General features: G+C 65.1%; 20 protein-coding genes. 9 read left to right on the top strand and 11 right to left on the bottom strand.

What is annotated here, in order from left to right; genetic code table 11:
* Positions 1 to 28 precede the first annotated feature (28 nt).
* The 3 genes from JZ792_RS12855 to JZ792_RS12845 are packed head-to-tail and all read right to left on the bottom strand — an operon-like array spanning position 29 to position 3,543.
* Positions 29 to 928, bottom strand: coding sequence for an HpcH/HpaI aldolase/citrate lyase family protein (locus JZ792_RS12855; protein ID WP_198654100.1), 900 nt, complete (start codon positions 926 to 928; stop codon positions 29 to 31).
* A 28-nt stretch (positions 929 to 956) separates the two neighbouring features.
* Positions 957 to 2,141 carry a CaiB/BaiF CoA transferase family protein gene (locus JZ792_RS12850; RefSeq protein WP_216910495.1) on the bottom strand — a complete coding sequence of 395 codons (1,185 nt, stop codon included), beginning with the start codon at positions 2,139 to 2,141 and terminating at the stop codon, positions 957 to 959.
* Between the two features lie 25 nt (positions 2,142 to 2,166).
* Positions 2,167 to 3,543: an LLM class flavin-dependent oxidoreductase gene (locus tag JZ792_RS12845; RefSeq protein ID WP_216910318.1), complete on the bottom strand. Its 1,377-nt coding sequence runs from the start codon at positions 3,541 to 3,543 to the stop codon at positions 2,167 to 2,169.
* 227 nt (positions 3,544 to 3,770) lie between these two features.
* Between JZ792_RS12845 and JZ792_RS12840 the strand changes: the two genes are divergently transcribed.
* Positions 3,771 to 4,478: a GntR family transcriptional regulator gene (locus tag JZ792_RS12840; protein WP_109523365.1), complete on the top strand. Its 708-nt coding sequence runs from the start codon at positions 3,771 to 3,773 to the stop codon at positions 4,476 to 4,478.
* A gap of 7 nt (positions 4,479 to 4,485) precedes the next feature.
* On the opposite strand, the gene JZ792_RS12835 is transcribed toward JZ792_RS12840, so the two are convergent.
* The 3 genes from JZ792_RS12835 to JZ792_RS12825 form a co-directional block, all read right to left on the bottom strand.
* On the bottom strand, positions 4,486 to 5,058 hold the full coding sequence (locus tag JZ792_RS12835) for a flavin reductase family protein (protein WP_216910316.1): 573 nt from the start codon (positions 5,056 to 5,058) through the stop codon (positions 4,486 to 4,488).
* A 22-nt stretch (positions 5,059 to 5,080) separates the two neighbouring features.
* Complete coding sequence (locus JZ792_RS12830; RefSeq protein WP_308165282.1) at positions 5,081 to 6,040, bottom strand: HpcH/HpaI aldolase/citrate lyase family protein; 960 nt, start codon at positions 6,038 to 6,040, stop codon at positions 5,081 to 5,083.
* Positions 6,041 to 6,165: 125 nt separating this feature from the next.
* Entirely contained in the window at positions 6,166 to 7,050 is an 885-nt protein-coding gene (locus JZ792_RS12825) for an aldo/keto reductase (RefSeq protein WP_216910314.1), read from the bottom strand.
* A gap of 184 nt (positions 7,051 to 7,234) precedes the next feature.
* Here JZ792_RS12825 and JZ792_RS12820 point away from each other — a divergent pair, with 184 nt between their 5' ends.
* The 4 genes from JZ792_RS12820 (at position 7,235) to JZ792_RS43200 (ending at position 10,849) form a co-directional block, all read left to right on the top strand.
* On the top strand, positions 7,235 to 7,402 hold the full coding sequence (locus JZ792_RS12820; protein ID WP_216910312.1) for a DUF4236 domain-containing protein: 168 nt from the start codon (positions 7,235 to 7,237) through the stop codon (positions 7,400 to 7,402).
* Between the two features lie 217 nt (positions 7,403 to 7,619).
* Positions 7,620 to 10,016, top strand: a complete 2,397-nt coding sequence (locus JZ792_RS12815; RefSeq protein ID WP_308165281.1) for a sensor histidine kinase — start codon at positions 7,620 to 7,622, stop codon at positions 10,014 to 10,016.
* Positions 9,994 to 10,416: a roadblock/LC7 domain-containing protein gene (locus JZ792_RS12810; RefSeq protein ID WP_216910310.1), complete on the top strand. Its 423-nt coding sequence runs from the start codon at positions 9,994 to 9,996 to the stop codon at positions 10,414 to 10,416. Before JZ792_RS12815 ends, JZ792_RS12810 begins: the two co-directional genes overlap by 23 nt.
* A 13-nt stretch (positions 10,417 to 10,429) precedes the next feature.
* Positions 10,430 to 10,849: a hypothetical protein gene (locus tag JZ792_RS43200; protein WP_368858155.1), complete on the top strand. Its 420-nt coding sequence runs from the start codon at positions 10,430 to 10,432 to the stop codon at positions 10,847 to 10,849.
* 1,117 nt (positions 10,850 to 11,966) lie between these two features.
* Here JZ792_RS43200 and JZ792_RS12800 read toward each other — a convergent pair.
* The 3 genes from JZ792_RS12800 to JZ792_RS12790 form a co-directional block, all read right to left on the bottom strand.
* A complete protein-coding gene (locus JZ792_RS12800) occupies positions 11,967 to 12,965 on the bottom strand; it encodes a tyrosine-type recombinase/integrase (RefSeq protein WP_216910307.1) in 999 nt (332 codons plus the stop codon).
* A gap of 41 nt (positions 12,966 to 13,006) precedes the next feature.
* Complete coding sequence (locus JZ792_RS12795; RefSeq protein WP_216910305.1) at positions 13,007 to 13,342, bottom strand: AbrB/MazE/SpoVT family DNA-binding domain-containing protein; 336 nt, start codon at positions 13,340 to 13,342, stop codon at positions 13,007 to 13,009.
* Between the two features lie 430 nt (positions 13,343 to 13,772).
* Positions 13,773 to 14,279, bottom strand: coding sequence for an MmpS family transport accessory protein (locus JZ792_RS12790; RefSeq protein ID WP_216910303.1), 507 nt, complete (start codon positions 14,277 to 14,279; stop codon positions 13,773 to 13,775).
* A 205-nt stretch (positions 14,280 to 14,484) separates the two neighbouring features.
* Here JZ792_RS12790 and JZ792_RS12785 point away from each other — a divergent pair.
* From JZ792_RS12785 to JZ792_RS12775, 3 genes are all read left to right on the top strand, one after another.
* A protein-coding gene (locus JZ792_RS12785) for an IS3 family transposase (RefSeq protein ID WP_216910301.1) occupies positions 14,485 to 15,662 on the top strand; the annotation gives its coding sequence in 2 pieces (ribosomal slippage) (positions 14,485 to 14,769 and positions 14,772 to 15,662; 1,176 coding nt in all).
* 535 nt (positions 15,663 to 16,197) lie between these two features.
* On the top strand, positions 16,198 to 16,551 hold the full coding sequence (locus tag JZ792_RS12780) for a DUF6907 domain-containing protein (protein WP_216910299.1): 354 nt from the start codon (positions 16,198 to 16,200) through the stop codon (positions 16,549 to 16,551).
* Positions 16,538 to 16,780, top strand: a complete 243-nt coding sequence (locus JZ792_RS12775; RefSeq protein ID WP_216910297.1) for a hypothetical protein — start codon at positions 16,538 to 16,540, stop codon at positions 16,778 to 16,780. Before JZ792_RS12780 ends, JZ792_RS12775 begins: the two co-directional genes overlap by 14 nt.
* 68 nt (positions 16,781 to 16,848) lie before the next feature.
* On the opposite strand, the gene JZ792_RS12770 is transcribed toward JZ792_RS12775, so the two are convergent.
* Positions 16,849 to 17,136 carry a hypothetical protein gene (locus JZ792_RS12770; RefSeq protein ID WP_216910295.1) on the bottom strand — a complete coding sequence of 96 codons (288 nt, stop codon included), beginning with the start codon at positions 17,134 to 17,136 and terminating at the stop codon, positions 16,849 to 16,851.
* 833 nt (positions 17,137 to 17,969) lie between these two features.
* Here JZ792_RS12770 and JZ792_RS12765 point away from each other — a divergent pair.
* Positions 17,970 to 18,860 carry an alpha/beta hydrolase gene (locus JZ792_RS12765; RefSeq protein ID WP_216910293.1) on the top strand — a complete coding sequence of 297 codons (891 nt, stop codon included), beginning with the start codon at positions 17,970 to 17,972 and terminating at the stop codon, positions 18,858 to 18,860.
* Between the two features lie 774 nt (positions 18,861 to 19,634).
* On the opposite strand, the gene JZ792_RS12760 is transcribed toward JZ792_RS12765, so the two are convergent.
* Positions 19,635 to 20,468, bottom strand: coding sequence for an MmyB family transcriptional regulator (locus JZ792_RS12760; RefSeq protein WP_216910291.1), 834 nt, complete (start codon positions 20,466 to 20,468; stop codon positions 19,635 to 19,637).
* Positions 20,469 to 21,294 lie beyond the last annotated feature (826 nt).

The following is a 21,294-nucleotide window of genomic DNA, read 5'->3' as shown; positions in this document are numbered from 1 at the left end:
TTACCGCGTCCTCGTCGTCATGGCGGGTCTATGCCCCCGGCACTTGCGCGAGAACCGCCTCGGCGAGTTTCACGTGCGCGGCGTCGACGAGTTGTCCGTCGACGCTGGTCGCGCCGAGCCCCTGCGCCTCGGCCGCGCGATAGGCGTCCAGATTCCTTCGCGCCCGCTGGATTTCGGCTTCGGTGGGGGAGAACACCTCGTTGGCGATGGCGATCTGCGCCGGGTGGATCGCCCATTTGCCGTCGAAGCCGAGCGCGGCGGCGTGTTCGGCGTCCTCGGCGTAACCCTTCTCGTCCTTGAAATCCGGGTAGGGGGCGTCGATGGCGAGGAGTCCGCCGACCCGGGCGGCGGTCAGCACCTGCATTCTGGCGTAGTGCCAGAAATCGCCGGGGTAGCTGACGCGCGGTTTGAAATTGGTGTCGACCCGGGCGCGCTGGGATACCGAGAGATCGCCCGCGCCGAAGATCAGCGCGTCCAGTCGCGGACTCGCGGTCGCGATGGCCTGGGCGTTGGCGACCCCGGCCACGTCCTCGATGAGGACTTCGAGGCGGATCTGTTCGGTCAGGCCGAGGGTGGCCTCGATCTGGGTGAGCAGCACATCGACCCACCAGACGTCGCGGGCCGCGGTCACCTTGGGCACGATGATCGTGTCGAGGTTCTCGCGCGCCCCGGTGACGATCTCGATGATGTCGCCGTAGGCCCATCTGGTGTCGATGCCGTTGATACGCACCGCGCGCGCGGTCGATCCCCAGTCCTGATCGTTGAGCGCGGTGACGGCTTTGGCGCGAGCTTGTTCGCGCAGCGCCGGGGCGACGGCGTCCTCCAGATCGAGGAAGACCAGGTCGGCGTCGGAGGCCGCCGCTTTGGCGAACATCCGGTCGTTGGTGGCGGGCGTGGCCAGTTCCGAACGCCTGCGGAAGGCAATCATGTCCATCTCTCCTGAAACGGGTGGGTGATCAGATGACGTCGCGCTGTCGCAGGGCGTCGATATCGGCGTCGGACAGCCCGAGCAGTTCGCTCAGCACCGACGCGGTGTGCGCGCCGAGTTCGGGGCCGAGCCCGTCGACGATGCCCGCGCTGTCGGAGAACCGGGGCACCGGCGCCTGCACGAGCATGCTGTCGAGTTGGGTGTCCTCGATGCGCACGAAGACCTCGCGGTGGCGCATCTGCTCGTCGTCGATCAGTTCCGAGACGTCGTAGACCGGGGCGGCGGCGATCTCGAAATTCTCGAACACCGCCATCGCGTCCGCGAGCGTGCGCTGGGAAACCCATTCGGCGACAACAGCGTCCACCTCGGACGAGCGGGCAAGCCTGCGCTGCGGATCCGAGAAGTCGGGGTGCTCGGCCAGATCGGCGCGACCGATCGCCCGGAAGACGCGCAACGCGATGGTGGGCGCGCTGCCGGACATGGCCAGCCACCTGTCGTCCTCGGTGCGGTAGGTGTTGCGCGGGGCCGAGATATCCCATTTGTTGCCCGCCCGCCGGGGCACCGTGGCCGTCTGGTCGTAGGTGACCAGCGACTGTTCCAGCAGTCGGGCGAGTGGATCGATGAGGTTGATATCGATCAGCTGGCCGTCCGCGCCGTGCACGTCGCGGTGGTAGAGCGCCATCATGACCGCGTACGCGGCGTTCAGCGAGGCGACGCCGTCGGCGAGCATGAACGAGGGCAATGTCGGCGGCCCGTCGGATTCGCCCGTGGTGTGGGCGAATCCGCTCATGGCCTCGCCGAGGGTGCCGAAACCGGGACGTGTCGATTTCGGGCCGGTGAGCCCGTAACCGGTGATATGCAGCATGACGACGCGACTGTCGGCCGCGCGCAGCGTGTCGTAGTCCAGGCCCCACCGTCGCAGGGTGTGCGGCCGGGTGTTGGCGACGACGACATCGCAGGTGCGCGCCAGATCACGGACGAGGGACTGCCCTTCGGCGGTGCGCAGGTCGACGGTCACCGACTTCTTGTTGCGCCCGATGCTCTTCCACATCAGGCCGACGCCGTCCTTCTGCGCGCCCCAGCCCCGGATCGGATCGCCCCCGCGCGGCTGTTCGATCTTGATCACCTCCGCGCCGAATTCGCCGAGGTAGGTGGCGGCCAGCGGCGCGGCGGCGAGGGTGGCCATATCGAGCACCCGGATGCCTTCGAGCATCCGGCTGCGCGGTGCGGACGTGGTGTCAGACACCGGCGGGCACCCCCTGGGTGAAGACGTTCGCCGGTCGCTCGAGTCCGAGGTTCTCGCGCAGGGTGTTGCCGCTGTATTCGGTCCGGGCGAGTCCGCGCTGCTGGAGTTCGGGAATGACGAGCCGGACGAAATCCTCGAAGGCCCCGGGGAAATGCGTGGCGGCGATGACGAATCCGTCGCAGGACCGCGACTCGAACCACTGCTGCATCTGTTCGGCGATCTGCGCGCCGGTGCCCACGAAGCGCGGCCCCTGCAACAGGGTGGCGCGATGGTTGGCGAGCACGCGCAGGGTCAGCGGCTGATCGCCCACGTGGCGTTTGACGCCCTGGACCAGACCGCGGATGCCCGACACCGAATCGATGAGTTCGTCGGTGACGACGTCGTCGAGCGAATGCCCGGAGAAATCGTGGTTGGTGACCTCCGACAGCAGCGTCAGCGAGGCCATCGGATGCACGAGTTCATTGAGGAAGATGGACTCCTTCTCGGCGGCGATCTGCTCGGTCTCGCCGACGATGACGTAGACCATCGGCAGGATGCGCACGGAATCGGGTTCGCGCCCGGACTCGGCGATCAGTTCCTTCTGCTGGCGGTAGTGCTCGGTGGCGACGGGCTGGCTGGGGTCGCCGGTGAAGATGAGATCGGCCCACTTCGCCGCGAAGCTTCGCCCGCGTCCGGACTGTCCCGCCTGGATGATGACCGGGCGCCCCTGGGGGGTGCGCGGCACGGTCAGCGGCCCGCGCACGGTGAAGAATTCGCCCTTGTGATGCAGTTCGTGGACCTTGTCGGGGTCGGCGAAGACACCGGCCTCCTTGTCGCCGGTGATGGCGTCGTCCTCCCACGAGTCCCAGAGTTTGGTGACCACGTCGATGAACTCCTCGGCGCGGTCGTAGCGCCGATCGTGTTCGGAATGCGCGTCGACGCTGAAGTTCTGGGCTTCCGCGTCGTTGACCGAGGTGACGACGTTCCACGCGGCCCGTCCGCCGCTGAGGTGATCGAGTGTCGCGAAGGTCCGTGCGACGTGGAACGGCTCGTAGTAGGTGGTCGAGTAGGTCGCGCCGAGTCCGAGGTGTTCGGTGGCGGCCGCGGCGGCGCCGAGGACGGCGGTGAGATCCAGCTTGATCGGGCGCGCACCGTATTTGACGGCGTCGGCCACCGAGTTGCCGTAGATCGCGGGCATCGCGAGCCGGTCGTCGAAGAACATCAGATCGAAACAGCCGTCTTCGAGCGTGCGCGCGATGCGCTGGTAGTAGCGCAGGTTCAGGTAGTCCGGCGCCGAGCTCGGGTAGCGCCACGAACCGGAGTACACCGACACGTTCGACGCCTGCATGAAGGCGACCAGCGTCATGCGGTCGGATCTTGGTGTGGACATCGGGAGCCCTCTCGTCGAAAGATATATCAGATTATGACTGATATATTTAAGAGGTCGGGCGTCGTTGTCAAGCTCGACGTCGATGCCGGGAGGTGAGCGAAGACGGGTGTCTGCCGACGCCGGGACGCGGTGAGCGAGAATGACCCGATGGAGTTCTCCCGGGTCGACGCGTCGCCGGATCCTTCGCGCGCGAGCGCGGTCGTGCGATACCCGGGCCGGTGCGGTCGATGACGGCCCCCGAGCGCGGTCCATGGCCGGTCGGCGAGGTCGACGACAAGGCGGGCGGTAAACGCACCGAACGCGAACGTCTCGCCGACGTCCTGCGCGAACGCATCCTCGCGGGCGAACTCGCCCGCGACTCCCGCATCGATCTCGACGCCACCGCGGCCGAATTCGGCACCAGTCGCACGCCCGTGCGCGAGGCGTGCCTCGTGCTGGCGCAGGAGGGTCTGGTGCGGGTCGCGCAGCGCAGCGGCATCATCGTGATCGGGGTGTCGGCCGAATCGACGCTGGAGAACTTCACCCTGATGGCCGCGCTGTCGGGCGTGGCCGCGCAGTGGGCGGCGCAGAAGATCACGCCGCGTCAGCTGCTTCGGGTGCGCGAACTTCATCGCGAGATCCGGATCGCCGCGCAGGCGGGCGAGGATGTCGCGACCCTGAACTGGCTGTTCCATCGCGAGATCAACCGGGCCTGCGGTTCGACGCGATTGCAGGGGATGCTCGGTGACGCCGGTCGGATGGTGCCGAGGCGTTTCTTCGAACTGTTCCCCGAACAGGTGCCGTGTTCTGTGGAGGACCACGAACTACTCGTCTCCGCACTCGCGAAAGGCGATTCGGTCGCCGCCCGCACCGTCACCGAGGAACATTTCCGCGCCGCCGCCGAACTGTTGAGCGCGCGTCTGGCCGACACCGAACTCGGCGCCCCGTCCGGGTAGCCGGTCCCTACCCGGCGATCCGGGAATGTGATCCGAGCCGGTGCCACACCCGATCGTGATAGACGAGTGCGGCGGCCTCGCCCCGGTCCTCGCCCGAGACCTCCAGCGCCTCGACGACGAGCACGCTCGAACTGCGCGGGTCGCCGACGTCCAGTCGCGCGGTGATCCGCCCGCGCACCCAGGTGCGCGCGGCGGGGAAATACGGTTCACCGGTGGGCAGTCGCCGCCAGATCGAGGTATCGGCGAATCGGTCGATTCCGCTGGTCGCCCCCAGCTCGGCGAGATCGAGTTGGTCGGCGGCGAGTAGATGCACCACGACGGTGTCGGCCTCGCGCAGGGTGGGCGCGCTCGACGACTGTTCGGAGACCGAGAACGTCAACGCGGGCGGCTCGACGCTGACCGAGGCGACCGAGGTCGCCGTCAACGCGACCGGCCCGGTGCCCGCGTCGGCGGTGATCACCGAAACGCCGCCCGGGTGGCCGCGGAAGGCGGAACGGAACCGCTCCGCCGAGACTTCCTCGTGGTCCGCGCTTTCGGCCGCGCGGTGGCGGCCGCCGGGCCCGGTGGGCGGGGTGGTCATCGTCGGCTCCGGGTGCTCGCGCTCATTCGGCGGGTTGCCAGACATCGGTGCGCGACATCCCCGCCGCCCGGCCCTTCGCCGACACGACCAGCGCCATCTTGCGCGAGGCCTCGTCGATCATCTCGTCGCCGAGCATGGCCGCGCCGCGATGCCCGCCCGCGCCCGAGGTGTGCCAGGCGTAGGCGTCGAGGATGTTCTCGGCGTGGTCGTAATCGCCCTGGCGCGGACTGTAGATCTCGTTGAGCACGTCGATCTGGGTCGGGTGCAGCGCCCATTTCCCGTCGAAACCCAGTGCGGCCGAACGCTGGGCGACGCGGCGCAGCCCGTCGAGATCCTTGATGGCGAGGTACGGGCCGTCGATGGCTTGCAGGTCGTGGGCGCGGGCCACCATCAGAATGCTCATCAGGATGTGGTGGTAGGCGTCGCCGACGTCGTATCCGGGCGGCTGCTCCCCGACGACGAGCGTCTTCATCTGGATCGAGGCCATGAAATCGGCCGGACCGAAGACGATGGTCTCGATGCGCGGGCTCGCGGTCGCGATGGCCTCCAGCGCGAGCAGGCCCTGCGCGTTCTCGATCTGGATCTCCAGGCCGATCCGCCCGACCTCGAGCCCCTCGGATTTCTCGACCTGGGTGAGCAGCAGATCCAGCGCGACGACATCGGAGGCACCGCGCGTCTTGGGCAGCATCAGACAGTCCAGATTCGCGCCCGCGTTGCCGACGACCTCGATCACGTCGGCGTAGGTCCACGGTGTCGTCCAGTCGTTGACCCGGACCGTGCGGGTCTTGTCGCCGAATCCGCCCTCGTTGAGGGAACTCGCGATGATCTTGCGCCCGTCCGCCTTCGCCGCGGGCGCGCACGCGTCCTCCAGGTCGAGGAACAGTGAATCGGCGTCGAGATCGCGCGCTTTGTCGATCATCTTCTGGCTGGATCCCGGTACGGCCAGAGTCGTGCGGCGGGGTCGGGTGGGGCGTGTCGTCACTGCTGGTACTTCCCTTCGACGAAATCGACGGCGTCAATATATCAGATGGCTTATAATATTTTGAGGCCGTGGCGGGCGGCCGATCGACCTCGATGGTCGCGACTCGCCCGCCGTCGCGTCGACTCTCAGGCCTCCGGGATCGGCATGCCGAATCGCTCGCGGGTGATGGCCTCGGGTTCGGGGCCGCCGCGGATACCGGTGTCGAGAGCGTCGATCGCGGACAACTGGTCGGCGCTCAGTTCGAAATCGAATATGTCGAAATTCTCCGCGATGCGCGAGGGGGTCACCGACTTCGGGATCGCCTGCCTGCCCTGCTGGGTGTGCCAGCGCAACATCACCTGCGCGGGCGACTTGCCGTGCGCGGCGGCGATCTCGCCGATCACCGGATCCTTCAGGGTCGAGCCCTTCGAGCCGTCGCGATAGAAGGTGATGCCGCCGATCGGGGACCAGGCCTGGTTGAGGATGCCGTGCTCGGTGTCGACGGCGAGCAGTTCCGACTGGCGGAAGTAGGGGTGCACCTCGATCTGATTGACCGCGGGCACGATCTCGGTCTCGGCGAGCAGTCGGGTGAGGTGATCGGGCATGAAATTGGAGACGCCGATCGCGCGGACCTTGCCGTCGGCGTAGAGCTTCTCCAGCGCCTTGTACGCCTGGATGGTCAGCTCGAATTCGTCGGGCAGGGCCTGGTGCAGGATCAGCAGGTCGATCCGGTCGACCCCGAGTTTGCCCGCGCTCTTGTCGAAGCCGTGCAGGGTCTCGCTGTAGCCGAAGTCGGAGATCCAGATCTTGGTCTCCAGGAAGACGTCGTCGCGGTCGAGTCCGGAGCGGCGAACCGCGTCGCCGACCTCCCGCTCGTTGCCGTACGCCGCCGCCGTGTCGATGTGCCGATACCCGGTGGTCAGCGCCGTCTCGACCGCGGCGATGGTCTCCGCGGGCGGGGTCTGGTAGACGCCGAACCCGATGGCGGGCATCGTGACGCCGTTGTTCAGGGTGAGATTCGGAATGGTCATGTTTTCGACCCTAGGCGCGCGAGGGGACTTCGTGGAGTAACCGGCCGACCAGGTACCGGCAGTACCTGGTTCGTCCGCGTGGTGGCGTGACCGTCGTCGATTGTCGATCGACTGTGACGGATGCGGCGAAACCCTTGGGAGCCAACCTCGATCGGCTACCCTTGGCACAAGTCAGGGAGGCCGCATGCCCATCAGGTTCCGTCAGCGCAAATCCTTCGGACCGCTGAAGTTCAATTTCACCCAGTCGGGCCTGTCCTCGTGGGGTATCAAAATCGGTCCGTGGTCGTGGAACTCGCGCACCAAGAAGAACAGCGTCGACCTACCGGGTCCGCTGAGCTGGCGCCAGCGCTGAACCGAGCCCGGATTCCGGGTACCGCCGTGGATGTGCCCGCGGCGGTGTAGTGCCGATCGCCCGTGCCGCCCGTGCGCGAGGGCGATTGCCCAGTTATCGGAATTTCTTTGCGTAACCTGGTTACTCGGGGATAAAGTGACCTGAGACACATGCGACTCGCGGTTTCTGTAGGCCGGTCTCAGAGGGGCGGAACGCCCAGAAGTAGGCACGATCATCGGTGTTCGGTAGCAAGTTCTTTCGGGGGTTCTCGGCCGTGGTGCTCGCTCGCGGAGGGCGGCGCAAACCGCTCGGAGTGCGAGCGAGGCTGCTCGTCATCGTGCTGATCCCCAGCATCGCGCTACTCGGCGTCGGTATCGGCGCGGCGGTGTACCTGATCCAGGACGGACGTAAATCCAAGGATTGGGCGGAGTTCGCGGGCGAGACGACTACGCCCGCGATCACCATGATCGAGGCGTTCCAGTCCGAGCGGGCCGCGACCATGCTCGTGCTGGCCGGTGACGAACCCGCGAACAACACCCTGGTCACCGCCAGGAAGAATTCCGACAGCGCGCTGGCGTACCTGCTCACCTACAGCCAGACCTCGGCCGAGGTGCGGCCCGAACTCGCCGACGACATGTCCGGTATCGATCAATTGCTCCGGTCGATGCCGATGCTGCGCGGCGGGATCGACGCGCGTGCGCTGCCGTCGGAGCAGGTCTTCGGCGCGTTCAGCGCGATCATCGACACTATCGTTTCGGGAAATCTGATCGCCGCGACGGTCGCGCCCGACGCCGCCATCGCGGTGGACATGGTGCGCGGGATCCCGATGCTGCGCGCCGCGGAGGCGATCTCGAAGGGGCTCAGCATCGGGTCGACCGCGTTGATCACGAACCGGATCACCCCGGTTCAATTCGCTGATTTCACACGCAATATCAGCGACGCCCGCGCCGAACTGATCTACGCGAACGCGATCCTGACCGGGCAGCGGCAGGCTCAGCTCGGTGCGATCACCGACAGTCGGGCATGGCAGCAGCTCGTCGCGATGGGCGACGCGCTCATCGCTCGCGGTGTGATCGCCGCGCCGGACACCACGGTGGCCTCATCGGACGACCCCGTCGGTGGTCGCGCGTCGACCACGAACACCACCCGGCGGGCCACCGCGCCCGCTCCGGCGGACCTCCCGCTGAGCATCGGCGAATGGACGAACGCCACCACCGAAATCCGTTCCGCGCTGCTGAAACTGTGGCAGGACCAGAGCTCCGACGCGCACGCCCGCGCCATCGCGGCGGGGGAGGAGCGCGAACAGGATTCCCTCTACGGCGCGATAGCGGTGGTTCTGCTGACCCTGCTGGCCTTCCTGGCGGCGCTGTGGTTGACCAATCGGCTCATCAAACGGATGCGTCGGCTGCGCGAGCAAACCCTCGAACTCGCCGATGAGCAGTTGCCCAACACCATTCGCGCTCTCAGCGACGGCTCGCAGACCGACCGCAACGTCGAGATGGCGCCGCTGGATTTCGGCGGCGACGAGATCGGCCAGATCGCCGACGCGTTCAACCGCGCCAACACCTCCGCCGTCGCGGCCGCCGTGGCCGAATCCCAGACCCGCTCCGGTGTCAACGCCGTCTTCCTGAACATCGCGCATCGCAGCCAGGTCATCGTGCACCGCCAGCTCGCGCTGTTGGATACCGCCGAACGCGAGGAAGAGGATCCGAAGAAGCTGGAAGTGCTGTTCCAGCTCGACCACCTTGCCACCCGTTCGCGACGCAACGCCGAGAACCTGATCATCCTCGGTGGCGAGAAACCCGGACGGCGTTGGCGCAATCCGGTGCCGCTCATCGACGTGGTCCGGGGTTCGGTGGCGGAGAGTCTCGACTACACCCGGATCAACACCGGAAAGCTTCCGGATCTGAGGATCACCGGTGGCGCGGTGGCCGACGTCATCCATCTCATCGCCGAGCTCACCGATAACGCCACCGCCTTCTCACCGCCGCAGTCGCGGGTCGCGATCTCGGGTAATCAGGTCGGCAAGGGGGTGGCCGTCGAGATCGCCGACCAGGGCCTCGGCATGTCGGCGACCGAACTCGCCGAACGCAACGCGCTGCTGACCCAGCCGCCGGACTTCAGCGTCGCCGCGTTGTCGACCGACGCCAGGCTGGGACTGTTCGTGGTCGCGAAACTGTCACAGCGCCACGGGATCTCGGTGCGGTTGACCGAATCCGACTACGGCGGCATCAAAGCGATCGTGCTCATCCCCAATACGCTCGTCGCCATCGGTGACGACCGGTCCGACGAGCGCCACACCGCGGCCGAGGATTCTCGATCGTCACCCGCTTACGCGTCGAAGTCGATCCCGACATTCGACCCGACGGCGGACTGGACCGTGCACCCGTCGCAGGAGAAACCGGCGCTGCCCCGGCGGCAGCGCGCCGTCGAGGAGGCCGCCGCCGACAGCACCGGCGCGTGGACCGGGTCCGCGCGTTCACCGCGGCGACGGTCCGCCGACGAGGCCCGCAACCTGATGTCGGCGATCGAGAGTGGTACCCGCCAGGGCCGCACGAATCGGGCCGAGATAGACATACCTACCACGCAGTCCGATCGACAAGAAGGTGCCGGTGACAACCTCCAAGCCCCGTAGCCTCGACTGGTTGCTCGACGATCTCATCGAGCGACTGCCCGATGTCCGTTTCGCCATCGTGTTGTCCACCGATGGTCTGTTGCTCGGCCAGTGCGGTTCGATGGATCAGCCCGACGCGGAGCGTTTCGGTGCGATGGCCTCGACCCTGCACGGTGTGGCACGCAGCGCGGGCGCGCATTTCGACGTCGGTGGCGTGTGCCAGACGGTGGTCGAACTCGACGAGGCGGTGCTGTTCATCACCGCGGCGGGTGAGAACGCCTGCCTGGCCCTGTTGACCGTGGAGACGGCCAATATGGGCATGGTGGCCTACGAGATGAACCAGACCGTGCAACGCGTCGGCGCCCACCTCTCGGTCGACGCGCGTCCGACCCTGGACGAGGCCGGCGCGCGAAAACCCTGAGCGCGCGGGGTCAGTGCGCGATACCGCCGCGCGTGCCGATCTTGCCGCCGGAGACCTGCGGCCGTTGTATCCGGCGTCGCGCTGCGGAGTTTCACAGCCGACCGCGACCGCTTGGCTTCAGGATCTTGTGACGGCAGGTTTGCTTCAGGACCTGAAGATCGGTCGCGACCGGTTGTTCATCAACCGCGAGTTCCTGAAACTGCTGGTGGTTCGCTACACCGATCGCGGCCGCTCTACTTGTCTGTCGAGTCGTGGCGCTGGTCGCCCTCTCCGCGATATTCGCCTCCGACGCCATCGCCGCTCTGCCGGTGGCCTTCGTCACGCCACCGTGCCGAGTTTTGGGAGCAGCCGCGCTCCGGTCGATACCGCGCGGCGGGTCGACGCTGTCATGGTCCGGCCTCCGCGAACAGTCGCGGACCTGGCGAGCGGATAGGAAATCGCTGTTCGGCGCCTAGAACTCGGCCACTCGCTTCGGAACCGCACCCGCCGCCTGGCGGTCTTGTCGGCAGCCCGGCAACCGGTCACGGCGCGGTGTCCGATGAGCCGGGGTCCGGTCGTCGGGAGCGGTCCGCGCGACGCCGAAATAGATAGGGAGCGCGGAAGTGACCGCTCGGAGGCGGTGTGGATGTCCTCGTCCGCTGTGGTCGGGTGAGTAGGGATTCGAGCGGGTTCCTGGACAAAAGTCCAGTGCAGTCGGGGTGTGCTCGTCGCCGTCACGGCTTCCGTCGCCGAAGAGGTGCGGATTTCCCAGGGGAGCGGCAGTAGGGGCTACGGACCGAGCGGTTCGTGACCTGCGGTCGGTGAACAGGTTCCTGCAACAGCGGTCGCAGCGGGGTGACCGGCGCGATCACCGCCGATCGCACCTGCCAGCAAATTCCTCGCAGGCGATCGATGGGTCCGCGTCCGGCGGACGTGTCATGTATCGGTGCAGGTGGGAGTGTGTTTTCGTCGATGGCCTCCGCGGGTGCGAAGGCACTCCGGCGCGGGGCGGAAAAGGTGTCACGGGTGACGTGAAACTGTGCGCGAGAGGGGACTCGGTCACGAATTCGGACCACCGATGACGGCGATCCGTGCGGAAGACGCCTCTAACATAGGTCGCTGGCCGGTTGCAGTCAAGGCGTTTTCCAGCCTGTGGCGTGAAAGTGGCAGGAATGGCATAAGTTCCGCAATTCGGCGATCGTAACTGACGGCCACGACACCACCGCAGCGGCGCGGTTGTTCATCGCCGCGGTCTCCTGCACGGTGCTCTACCCCGCCCTGCGCACCTACTTCGACAACACCGACGACCCCGTCGGTTGCCGGTACTAGGGCTGGATCCACCAACACGAAGAACTTGCCCGCACCCGTGTGGAGCGGCTGAACCCGTAACACCGTTCCTCGTCGACTCCGCCCGGCACCAACTGGGCGGGGGCTGGACTACTTCCAGCCGAGGCATCGGTAGCCGTTCCTCCTGCGCGAGGCACCGATCGGCTGCTTGGCCTGCGCCGCAGGACACGGTGCTGGAAATGGTTGACCGAAGCTACTACCGAAATATGTTGGCGCGGGATCGGTCAGAAGATCCCACCGGGAGGCAGGTTCAGGGGTGTGTCGTCGTGTGCCGCGAGGGGGTGTGGTTCGCCGGTGAGTTCGGCGACGGCGGTAGCGATTTCGTCGAGGGTGGCTTGGACGTAGGTGAGCGTGGCGCCCTCCTGTCCGGTGGGTTCGGCGTGGGCGGCGAAGCCACGGGCGATGCCGTATCCGTAGTGGCGTTCGACCCAGGTGAGCGTCGTATGGCGCAGCCAGTGGGTGGTGATCTGGTGGGTGGTGACCCAAGGAAGATGGCGGCCGAGCCGGTCCCAGAGATGGTCGTACCGGCGGCGAGTGATGGGGCGGCCGTGCCGGTAGCGTAGGAGTTGCTGGCTGGCGTCGGTGCCGCGGCTTCTGTGGTCGATGAGCCGGGCGGTGAGGGTGGGAGAGATCGGTTGCCAGTGGATGGTGCCGCCCTTGCCGAACAGTCGGATTTGGCAATAGCGGGAGTCGATGTCCTCGGGGCGCAGGCGCAGGGCGCTGCCGGTACGACAGGCTGTCTCGAGGTGTAGGCGTAGCAGCAGGGTGTCGAGTTCGGGGTCGTCGCCTGTGGTGGCGGCGACGTGGTTGATCTGGGTGAGCTGGCGGGCGGACAGCGCGCGCCGGGTGCTGCGTTGGCGGCGTGGTTTGTCCAGTGCTGCGGCGGGGTTTCGGGAGGCGGGAATGTATTGAGCGGCGACGGCGTGGCGGTAGAGACGCCGGATGGCGCCGACCATGTGCTCGGCGGCGCTGCGTCCTTCGCGGCTGTTTCGCCGGACGATGGCGTGGCGTCGTGTGTGCTCGACAAGTTGTTGGAGTTCCAGGCCGGTGGGGTCGGCGATGCTGCGGTCAGGCCAGCGGCTACTGAGCCTGTGCCAATAGGGCAGATAAGTTCGTCGTGCGCCGGCCGGAGCGGCGTCGATCACCTGGGGGACGTATTCGCCGAAGGTCGGGATGATTATGTGGGCAGGGGCGGTCAACAGGTCTTCGGGGCGAATATCCAAGCGCTGCAACACTAAACGCGCTGCTTCGAGATCGGCAGCGGTCACGCTGGACCGACTAGGTCGTCCACGATGACGGATAGAGCATCCTGGATGGCCGGTGCGGGGATGATCGCGAGCACACCGTGGTCGGGCATGGCGAGCAGCACGATCGAGTCACCTGGGAGCAGGCCGGTTGCGCGTTGCACCTGGGCGGGCAGCCATATCTGGCCAAGTGCTCCGACCTTGAACGAGGATTCGTCCGAGTCGGTGGCGCGGATGGCGACAACGAGGCTGCGGATTTGATAGGCGATGGGTTGTCCGGGTGGCCAGCCCATCGCCGTGAAACTGCGACGGCACGTCACACGCGCGCGGTCGTTGAGGACCGACACGGCGATCATGGAGATCGCCGACTGCCGTCGGAGAGGTTGGGGTTCCAAGGAAGGGAGGGGAAGCCCCTGCGGATGTTGTGTTGTAGGCATGGACATCTTCCTGTCCAGGCCACTGACCCGTCACATTCTATGAAACCCGAAATTATGTGAATGCGCCACACCGGCCTTGCGGAACCGAGTGGATCGTTATGGCGGCGGGAAATTGATGGTGCGGTACAGCGGGTGAATCGGAGCGCAGTGGATTCGTGCAACTGAATGTCGTGAAATGTAGCGAGGTGTGCTGAAGCGATGTGAAGCCGAGTTTGCGTGCGATTTAGCAGGTTGCGCACCAACGCTCTGACCTGCGGATTTCTGTCCGAAGAGGTGGGTGGAGGTTCTCAGCCGCAGAGCGCGCCCGTGGATTCCTCCACGGGCGCCCTACCCGTTTGGTCGCTGCGTGTCAGGAAGGGGCGGCGCAGATGACGAGTGCGTACTTGCCGGTGGCAGTCTTCTCGTCGATGATCTGCCCGTCTACCGAGATGCGGCAGGTGACCGTGTTCCCGTTGGTTTGTGCACTCAAGCCGAGGATGACATAGGTCGAGTTGTTGACGAACTTCTTCGTCCACGGTGCGGTAGTGGGTGCCTGCTGCTGCATCGCGGAGTTGCCGTCGACAAAGGTCACCGACGGCAGAGTAGAGGCATCGGAGATGACCTCGTAAACAACGTCCACGCCAGTTCCCGCGGGCTGCGGCGCGGTCAAGGGCGGGACCTGAACAGGACCCGCTCCGGTAGTGGGGTGGTCATCGAGGGACGCCGTGGGGTGCGCGCCATTTCCCTGTTCGGCGCTGTCGTGGTGCGTGGCGCAACCGCCGACCGCGAGTAGTGCGACGGCGGAAAGCGCTGACGTCCAGCGCGTAGCGGTGGTTGACAGCGTACGGCGGGCATGCGGATTCTGCGGGTGTGTCATGGATTCGGTTTCCTTTCGGAAAAAGATGACTCGGGCGCGAATCGCATCTCGCGGCGCTGGCGACGGACCCGGTGCACTGACGTGAGAGTCGGCGGTATCAACCGTCGCGCAACCTTTAATTATGACACTGGATACCGGGAGTGCTGCACGGATCGGTGACATCTGATCTGTGGTGCCGGGAGGCACTGCTGGAAGGATGTATGCCGTGCCCAAGCCCTACCCCAAAGAGTTCCGTGATGACGTCGTCCGGGTGGCTCGCAATCGGGAACCAGGCCAGCAACTGAAGCGGATCGCGGCCGATTTCGGGATCAGCGAGTCGTGTTTGGCGAACTGGATCAAGCGGGCCGATGCTGAAGACGGTATCGATCCCGGCGTAGTGAACGAGCACGCTGCCGATAACGCTGAACTGCGCAAACGCATCCGGTTGCTCGAGCAGGAGAACGAAGTGCTGCGGCGAGCGGCGGCCTATTTGTCGCAGGCGAATCTGCCGGGAAAATGATCTACCCGCTCGTCCGTGAGCTGGCCGCTGATGGGATTCCCGTCGCGGTGACGTGCAGGGTCCTGAAAATCGCGCGCCAACCGTACTATCGGTGGCTCGCCGACCCGGTCACCGCTGCTGACCTGGTCCAGGCCTACCGCAGCAACGCGTTGTTCGACGCTCACCGCGACGACCCCGAGTTCGGGTACCGATTCCTGCTCGATGAGGCCGCCGTTGCCGGCCAGCCGATGGCATCTCGGACCGCGTGGCGGATCTGTTCGATCAACAAATGGTGGAGCAGTTTCGGTAAGAAACGCGGAACGAAGATCAGGCGGTCGGGGCCGCCTGTTCATGATGACCTCGTCGCACGGAAGTTCACTGCGGTTGCACCGAACTTGTTGTGGCTCAGCGATATTACCGAGCATCACACCGGTGAAGGGACGCTCTACCTGTGTGCGATCAAGGACGTGTTCTCGAACCGGATCGTGGGCTATTCGATCGATTCGAGAATGAAGGCCGGCCTCGCTGTCGATGCCTTGGGCTCGGCGGTGGCCAGACGTGGCGCGGTCGGTGACCAAGTCGCCGGCTGTGTCGTTCACAGCGATCGTGGGTCGCAATTTCGATCGCGGAAGTTCGTGCGGGCCTTGGGAAATCATGCAATGGTCGGATCGATGGGCAGAGTCGGTGCGTGTGGGGACAACGCGGCGATGGAATCGTTTTTCGCGTTGCTGCAGAAAAACGTCCTCGACCGAAGGCCGTGGGCTACCCGCGAAGAGTTGCGGATCGCGATCGTCACCTGGATCGAACGGACCTACCACCGACGCCGACGCCAAGCCAGGCTCGGCAAATTGACCCCAGTCGAATACGAGACCATCATGACCACACCAGCCCTTCGGGCTGCCTAACCGCTGTCACCCGATCGTGCAGCACTCCCACCGTCATCTGGGCGAACTTCGTGCGGTGTCGTAGATCGAAGTCGTGCGGCTGTCGATGCGGGGCCGCTAGCGGGCGCGCATCTCTACTGCTATCCGCACGGTCGGGCGTTCGCGGGTGGAGAGTGTCGGGCGGTGGCAATCGTTTGTGGAGCGATCTGTGGATTCCTCAAGGAGTCCACAGGGATTCCTCAAGGAATCCACATGCACAAGTTCGCTTTCCGACCGGTCAGGGCATGTGTGTGGACAAGGCTGTGGATAACGCGGAGTGTGACAGGGAAATGCTGTGCATAACTCGCAGACCGCGTGGGGAGGGAAGCGGAGTATCGCCGCTGGATTACTCGAGGCCCACTTGATCTGGCGGGAGCGGATTCTCAGCTCAGGTCCCCGCGCGCTGTTGCCGAACAGGACGATCGGGCCGGTGAGGAGGCCGGTTCGCGGCTAGAGTGGGTGGCGGTGGGACCTGGATCAGGGGAGGTCCCGGTTTCGCATGATATGGGGAGTGATTGTGGTCGTCGTTCTCGCTTGTCCGTCGTGGTGTGCCATGCACCGTGGTCCCGATCCGGATGAACCCGGTGACGGGGGTATGCATTACGGGCAGGAGCTGTCGGTTCCGATCGAGGAGATCATGGAGGTTGGTGTGGGGGCCCGGATTTTCGTGCAGTTGAATGCGCACGACCTGGAGGGGCAACGTCAGACCGTGATCGATTTGGTCGATCCCTACGGACACAGTGCCGAACTGGCGGTCGACGAGGCGCGGGCAGTGGCGGATGTTCTCGTTCGAGGCGCGGATTTGTGGTCGAGGACGCCGTCGACCGCCGTGGTGTGTCTCTCACACCAGCCACCTGGTGGACGTCGATGACGCGATCATCCACCGCAGCGAACCGATGAGGGTCATCGCGTCGGGCCCGAACCTGTCGGGGTTCCCGATCGACGTCGAGATGTGTGTCCTCGACCGTGAGGATGAGCGGGAGCTGGATTTGGTTCTCTCGCTCGGTGGCATCCGGACAGGCGTCACCGCCGCGGAAGCCTGCAAAATCGCGGCACACTTACTCTCGGCCGCTGATGTCGAAGCGACCGATCGGGTCTGACGACCGGCTAGCCGCAGGCCACCAATTCCCGGCGCCTGTGCTTTCCGACATGCGATGGCGGGCAGATATCAGCGGTGGTCGTCTCTGCCGGGCGGCGGTGTGTACTGTTCGTTTTCGGCTGCCGCCTCAAGGACATCGAGGATGCGCGCAAGGACGACCCGGGCGGGTTCGCCGCGCTGGTATCGGACGGTCGGCAGATCCAGAATCCGTAGCACCGTGTCCGTGTCCTCGGTCGACGGTGGTGGGGTGAAGTGTGTCGCGACGGCGAGGTGCACGTCGTGGTCGTTCTCGATCGCTTCGATCACGGCCAATATCAGTGCCCGCTGGTGGGGCGACATCAGCGAGTCATCATCCACTCCTCGATTATCCCGGCGTCAGAGTCGGTCGTGCCGACTGTGGCGGGTGGTCAGGTGCGGGGTCTTGCGATCCGGTTTTGCCCGTGGTTGATTCGATCATCGGCGTGCGGGTCGGCTGTCGAAGTGGCGGTGATCGCAGTCCGTGGTGTCGGCAGGTACGAAGACGACATCCCCGCAGGTGCGACAGTAGAACGTGAGATGTGTTCCTCTGGGTGAGTTGCGGCAGACTTGCGTACCGACAAGGGTTCGGCCAGGGCCATGGCGGTGACCGTTACGGCAGAACACCGGAGCCGGTCGGACATATCCAGCGGCAGTGCGATACAGGCGGTCGGCGTCCGGGACGACTCGGCCGTCGACTTCGAAGATCGGCACCCATCCACACTCGGTCGAACACATGTTCGCACTCTATGTGATCGTCCACGAACAAGTCATGGCACCGCACGTTGCGGCGGACCGTCGCACCTGTTGTTCGACCCGGACAGCGATCTTCCGAGACCGCACGATGGGTGGCATGGCGTGTGTTCGCTACCAGTCGGTCGTGGGTTGTTCGATCAGCGGTTTCGTCTACCTGCAATTTGCCCGCCCGATCGCGACTGGTCAGCTCGGATTGGTCACCGACACAAGTGCGGCGCGGCGGCCCCTCCCTGTCACTTCGCTACACACGTCGAGCAGAGGCGTGGCCACATCCCGGGTCGCGAAGATGCCGTGGTGTATCGCCGTGTTCTTGCGTGGATAGCCACCGTGACCAGCGATGTCGGCGATCTATGCGACAGCGGCAAGTTCACGCCGTAGGTTCGAGGTGCCGGGATGTTACAAGCGAAGGGGATCCGGAGATGCGTGTAAATGTCGAGTTCTCCAGTGGGGCAACGATACTTCGGGGCTGGCTCTACCGGCCGGAGGACGTGTCCGGACCAGTTCCGCTGGTGGTGATGACGCACGGTTTCGCTGGCGTCAAAGAATGGGTGGCGCCGTTCGCGGAAGTATTCAGTAAGGCCGGTCTGGCGTGTCTGGTCTATGACCATCCCGGGTTCGGCACTTCCGAGGGTGAACCGCGGTTCGAGGTCGACCCGCCCGCGCAGATCGAGGGCTACCGCGACGCGATCACCTTCGCTCAAACCTTGGACGGTATCGATCCGACCCGTATCGGCGTTTGGGGTACGAGCTTTTCCGGTGGTCATGTGTTGGTGGTCGCGGCGACCGATCGGCGGGTGCGGGCGGTGGTCTCACAGGTGCCGACCACCAACGGGTGGGCCAACTTTCGCAGCTTGGTCCCCAGCGTGGTCCATCCGTTGATGCATGCGGCCATCGCCGCGGATCGGCAGGCACGCGCGGCCGGGAAACCGGCGTTGACGATCAAAGCGGCGTCGGATGATCCGACCGACATGGTCGCGATGCCCGGCCTCGAGGCGTACCAGTGGTTGATGGCCAACGGGCCGCAGGTGCCGACCTGGCGCAACGAGGTAACCGTGTCGAGTATTGACAAATTCCAGAGTTATGCGCCGGAATCGTTCGTGCGCAGGGTTTCTCCGACGCCGCTGCTGATGATCGTCGCCGACCAGGACACCCTGGCACCCGCTGGTATCGCGTTGGAGAGCTACGCCGAAGCACTGGAACCCAAACAGTTGGAGCTGATTTCAGGCCCGCACTTCGCAGTGTATGACGACCAGTTCGAGCGAGCCTCTCACAGTGCACGCGACTTCCTCCTCGCCGCGTTGAACGCGTAGGACACCACCGGACATACCTGACGCCAGATACGGTGACACAGGTGCGTGGTCGGACCAGCGATTATGGCTGGTCGCGTTGCGGCGGTGTGCGGCGTCGACGTGCCGGACGCCGCCGCGGTGGGCGCGTGGAAGCCGGAGGTGTCGCAGTTGCCGCTGTTCGGCGTCGGCCTACCGAGGTGACCGGTCGACGTGTGAGTTCCAATGCGGCGGCGATGTCACCCGCGGTCAGAAACCAGGTTCGACCGGCTCGATGGCCGGGCAGGCGCCCGGCCTTGAGCTCCTCTTCGTACCAACGCCGTGATTTGTGAAGTGCACGGGCACCATCGGAGACCGAGTAGGTCACCTCTGGCGACGCGGATTCGGCCGAACCGGGCGACACAGACGAATCCGCCGAGTCGGCGGTCATCGCGGACCATCTCCCGCCGCGTTGCGGCAGTCGCCTCCAGGGCGGTTGCCGCAACGACCATGTCGCCAGCGGCCGAACGCCGTTGGTCCTTGCGGTGTGAGTACCGAGGCCAATCGATATACCTCCTCGATTGTGTGCGGATCCGACTCCGGTCGGTGAATTCGGATATCTCAAGTGTGCGGGCAAATTCGACATCTCGCGAGATCGAACGGCGGCGTATGAAACCACCGTTCCGATTTTGGCGGCACCGTGGTCGAAACTGCGGGTTTGCTGAATGTCGAGTGCCGCTTGCCGAAAGCAATGACAAGATCGATGTCGGTCTCGGTTTTCGCGTCTCTTGGGGCGCTTGCCCAAGCTGGTGTGGGTGGTTAGCGGAGGGTGAATGGCGGGCCGGAGTAGGGTTTTGCTATCGCTGTGACCAAATGCACAGCCCCTGATTCGTCCATCGGCGCGATGCTGAGCCGGTAGGAGGTCAGTGTGCCGGTGGCAGGGTCACGGTGGTGCAGTAGATCATCGGTGTCGCGGCCATAAGTGACGTCGATGCTGGCGGCCCACAGTCGGCGATAGTCTGGATGGGACTGGAGATGCTTGATGAGCTCACGGGCCTGTGCGGAGTGGCGGAACAGGCCGAGCATCGCCTTGTCGTAGGCCACGTTGTGGGCAGCTTCGCGCTCCCACTGTACGAAAACCTCTTTCGCGATGGCGCTGAAGATCCAGCGTGCGATCGAGTTGGTCTTCTCGATGCCTGGCAGTGCGGCGAGCCAGGTTTCGTTGCAGGCCAATATGTTCCAGAAGGGGTCGACGTACGCTGCGAGTGTGCGTCGTTCTTGCAGGTCATCGAGGTGTTTCATCCAGTCGTCGTGACCGCGCACCTGCTGGCGCAGCTTGTCCGATGTCGGCAGAGTCAGCGCCGGAGCGCGGAGGTCGTGCAGATGTCGGGTGAGCAGCGGTCCGACATCGTATCCCTTGAGCATCTTCGTAGTCGTCTCGAGTTTCGGCTGCTTGGCGTCGGACTCGATGGAGAACAGATACCCGGAGCTGATGCCGTGCAGATTGGCCGCGGTTTGGCGGGTGTGATGCTGATCTTCCCTGATCAGCCGGAATGTGGTGCCGAACGTCGGGATGCCTGGCGTCGGTACGAGTTTGGGATTCCGGCGCATGCCGGGTCCCCCCTTCCCTTGGGTCTTCCCCTGACGGGTCATGCGAAGATACGATGGTCTGTTGCCCCCAAGATGTGTGTGTTTCCGTCTTACCAGAGCGGTTAGGACGCGGCAACACTTTCGGTACCGAGTAGATCGCCAATGTTGCTGCCCGAGCTTCATGAACACTTGCGTTCTTGATGGAACTCGCTGGCATGCAGGGAATCGACCGATTACTCAGGGTGAATATTTTGTAGTGACTCAGCTGGCAAACTGCCTGCGTACGGCCCGGAAGCAAAGTGCCTACTTTTTCGTTAACGAAAAAGTATGCAATGAAAAGCCTGGTGCTTCGATGTTTTTCGCGGTTTGGTGGTAAGTGCAAGACCGAACCGATCGAGAGGACACCACGATGGACCCGTATCTGATTCTGGGGTGGGTGAACGCCGGATTGTCCGTGATTTCCAACGGATTGTCCGTGGTGGCACAGGCATTGACGCTGATCCTGCCCTTCATCTGATCATGTGACGCATCTCGCATGAAAAGCGGCCTCCCAGTGACGATCTCGTCCTGAGGGGCCGCACCGCGAGAGCGATCCACTCGCGCGTATCTGCGCCATAATCCGCTTTCTCCACCTTCGAACCGAAGGGCTATTTGGCATGCCTGAATTCAGGAATCCTTCCACCAGCACTGCCGCTGTTGAGCGCCGCAGAATGCGCCCGGCGACACGAATTCACCCGTGCGCCGCCATTATCAGAGGCAGCCGAGCCGCCCTCGTCACCGCGGTTCCGATCGCGATGATCCTGGCCGCCGCCACCGCGACCGCCGCCGAGCCACCGTCGGGGATCGCCGATCAACCCGGCGTGACCGGCCCCGCGCAACCCGGCACCAC

This window comes from Nocardia noduli, assembly GCF_019038455.1.
GTDB classification, from domain to species: Bacteria; Actinomycetota; Actinomycetes; order Mycobacteriales; family Mycobacteriaceae; genus Nocardia; species Nocardia noduli.
Note: the sequence above shows the minus strand (reverse complement) of the source record. Positions and strands in the feature narration are given on the sequence as shown.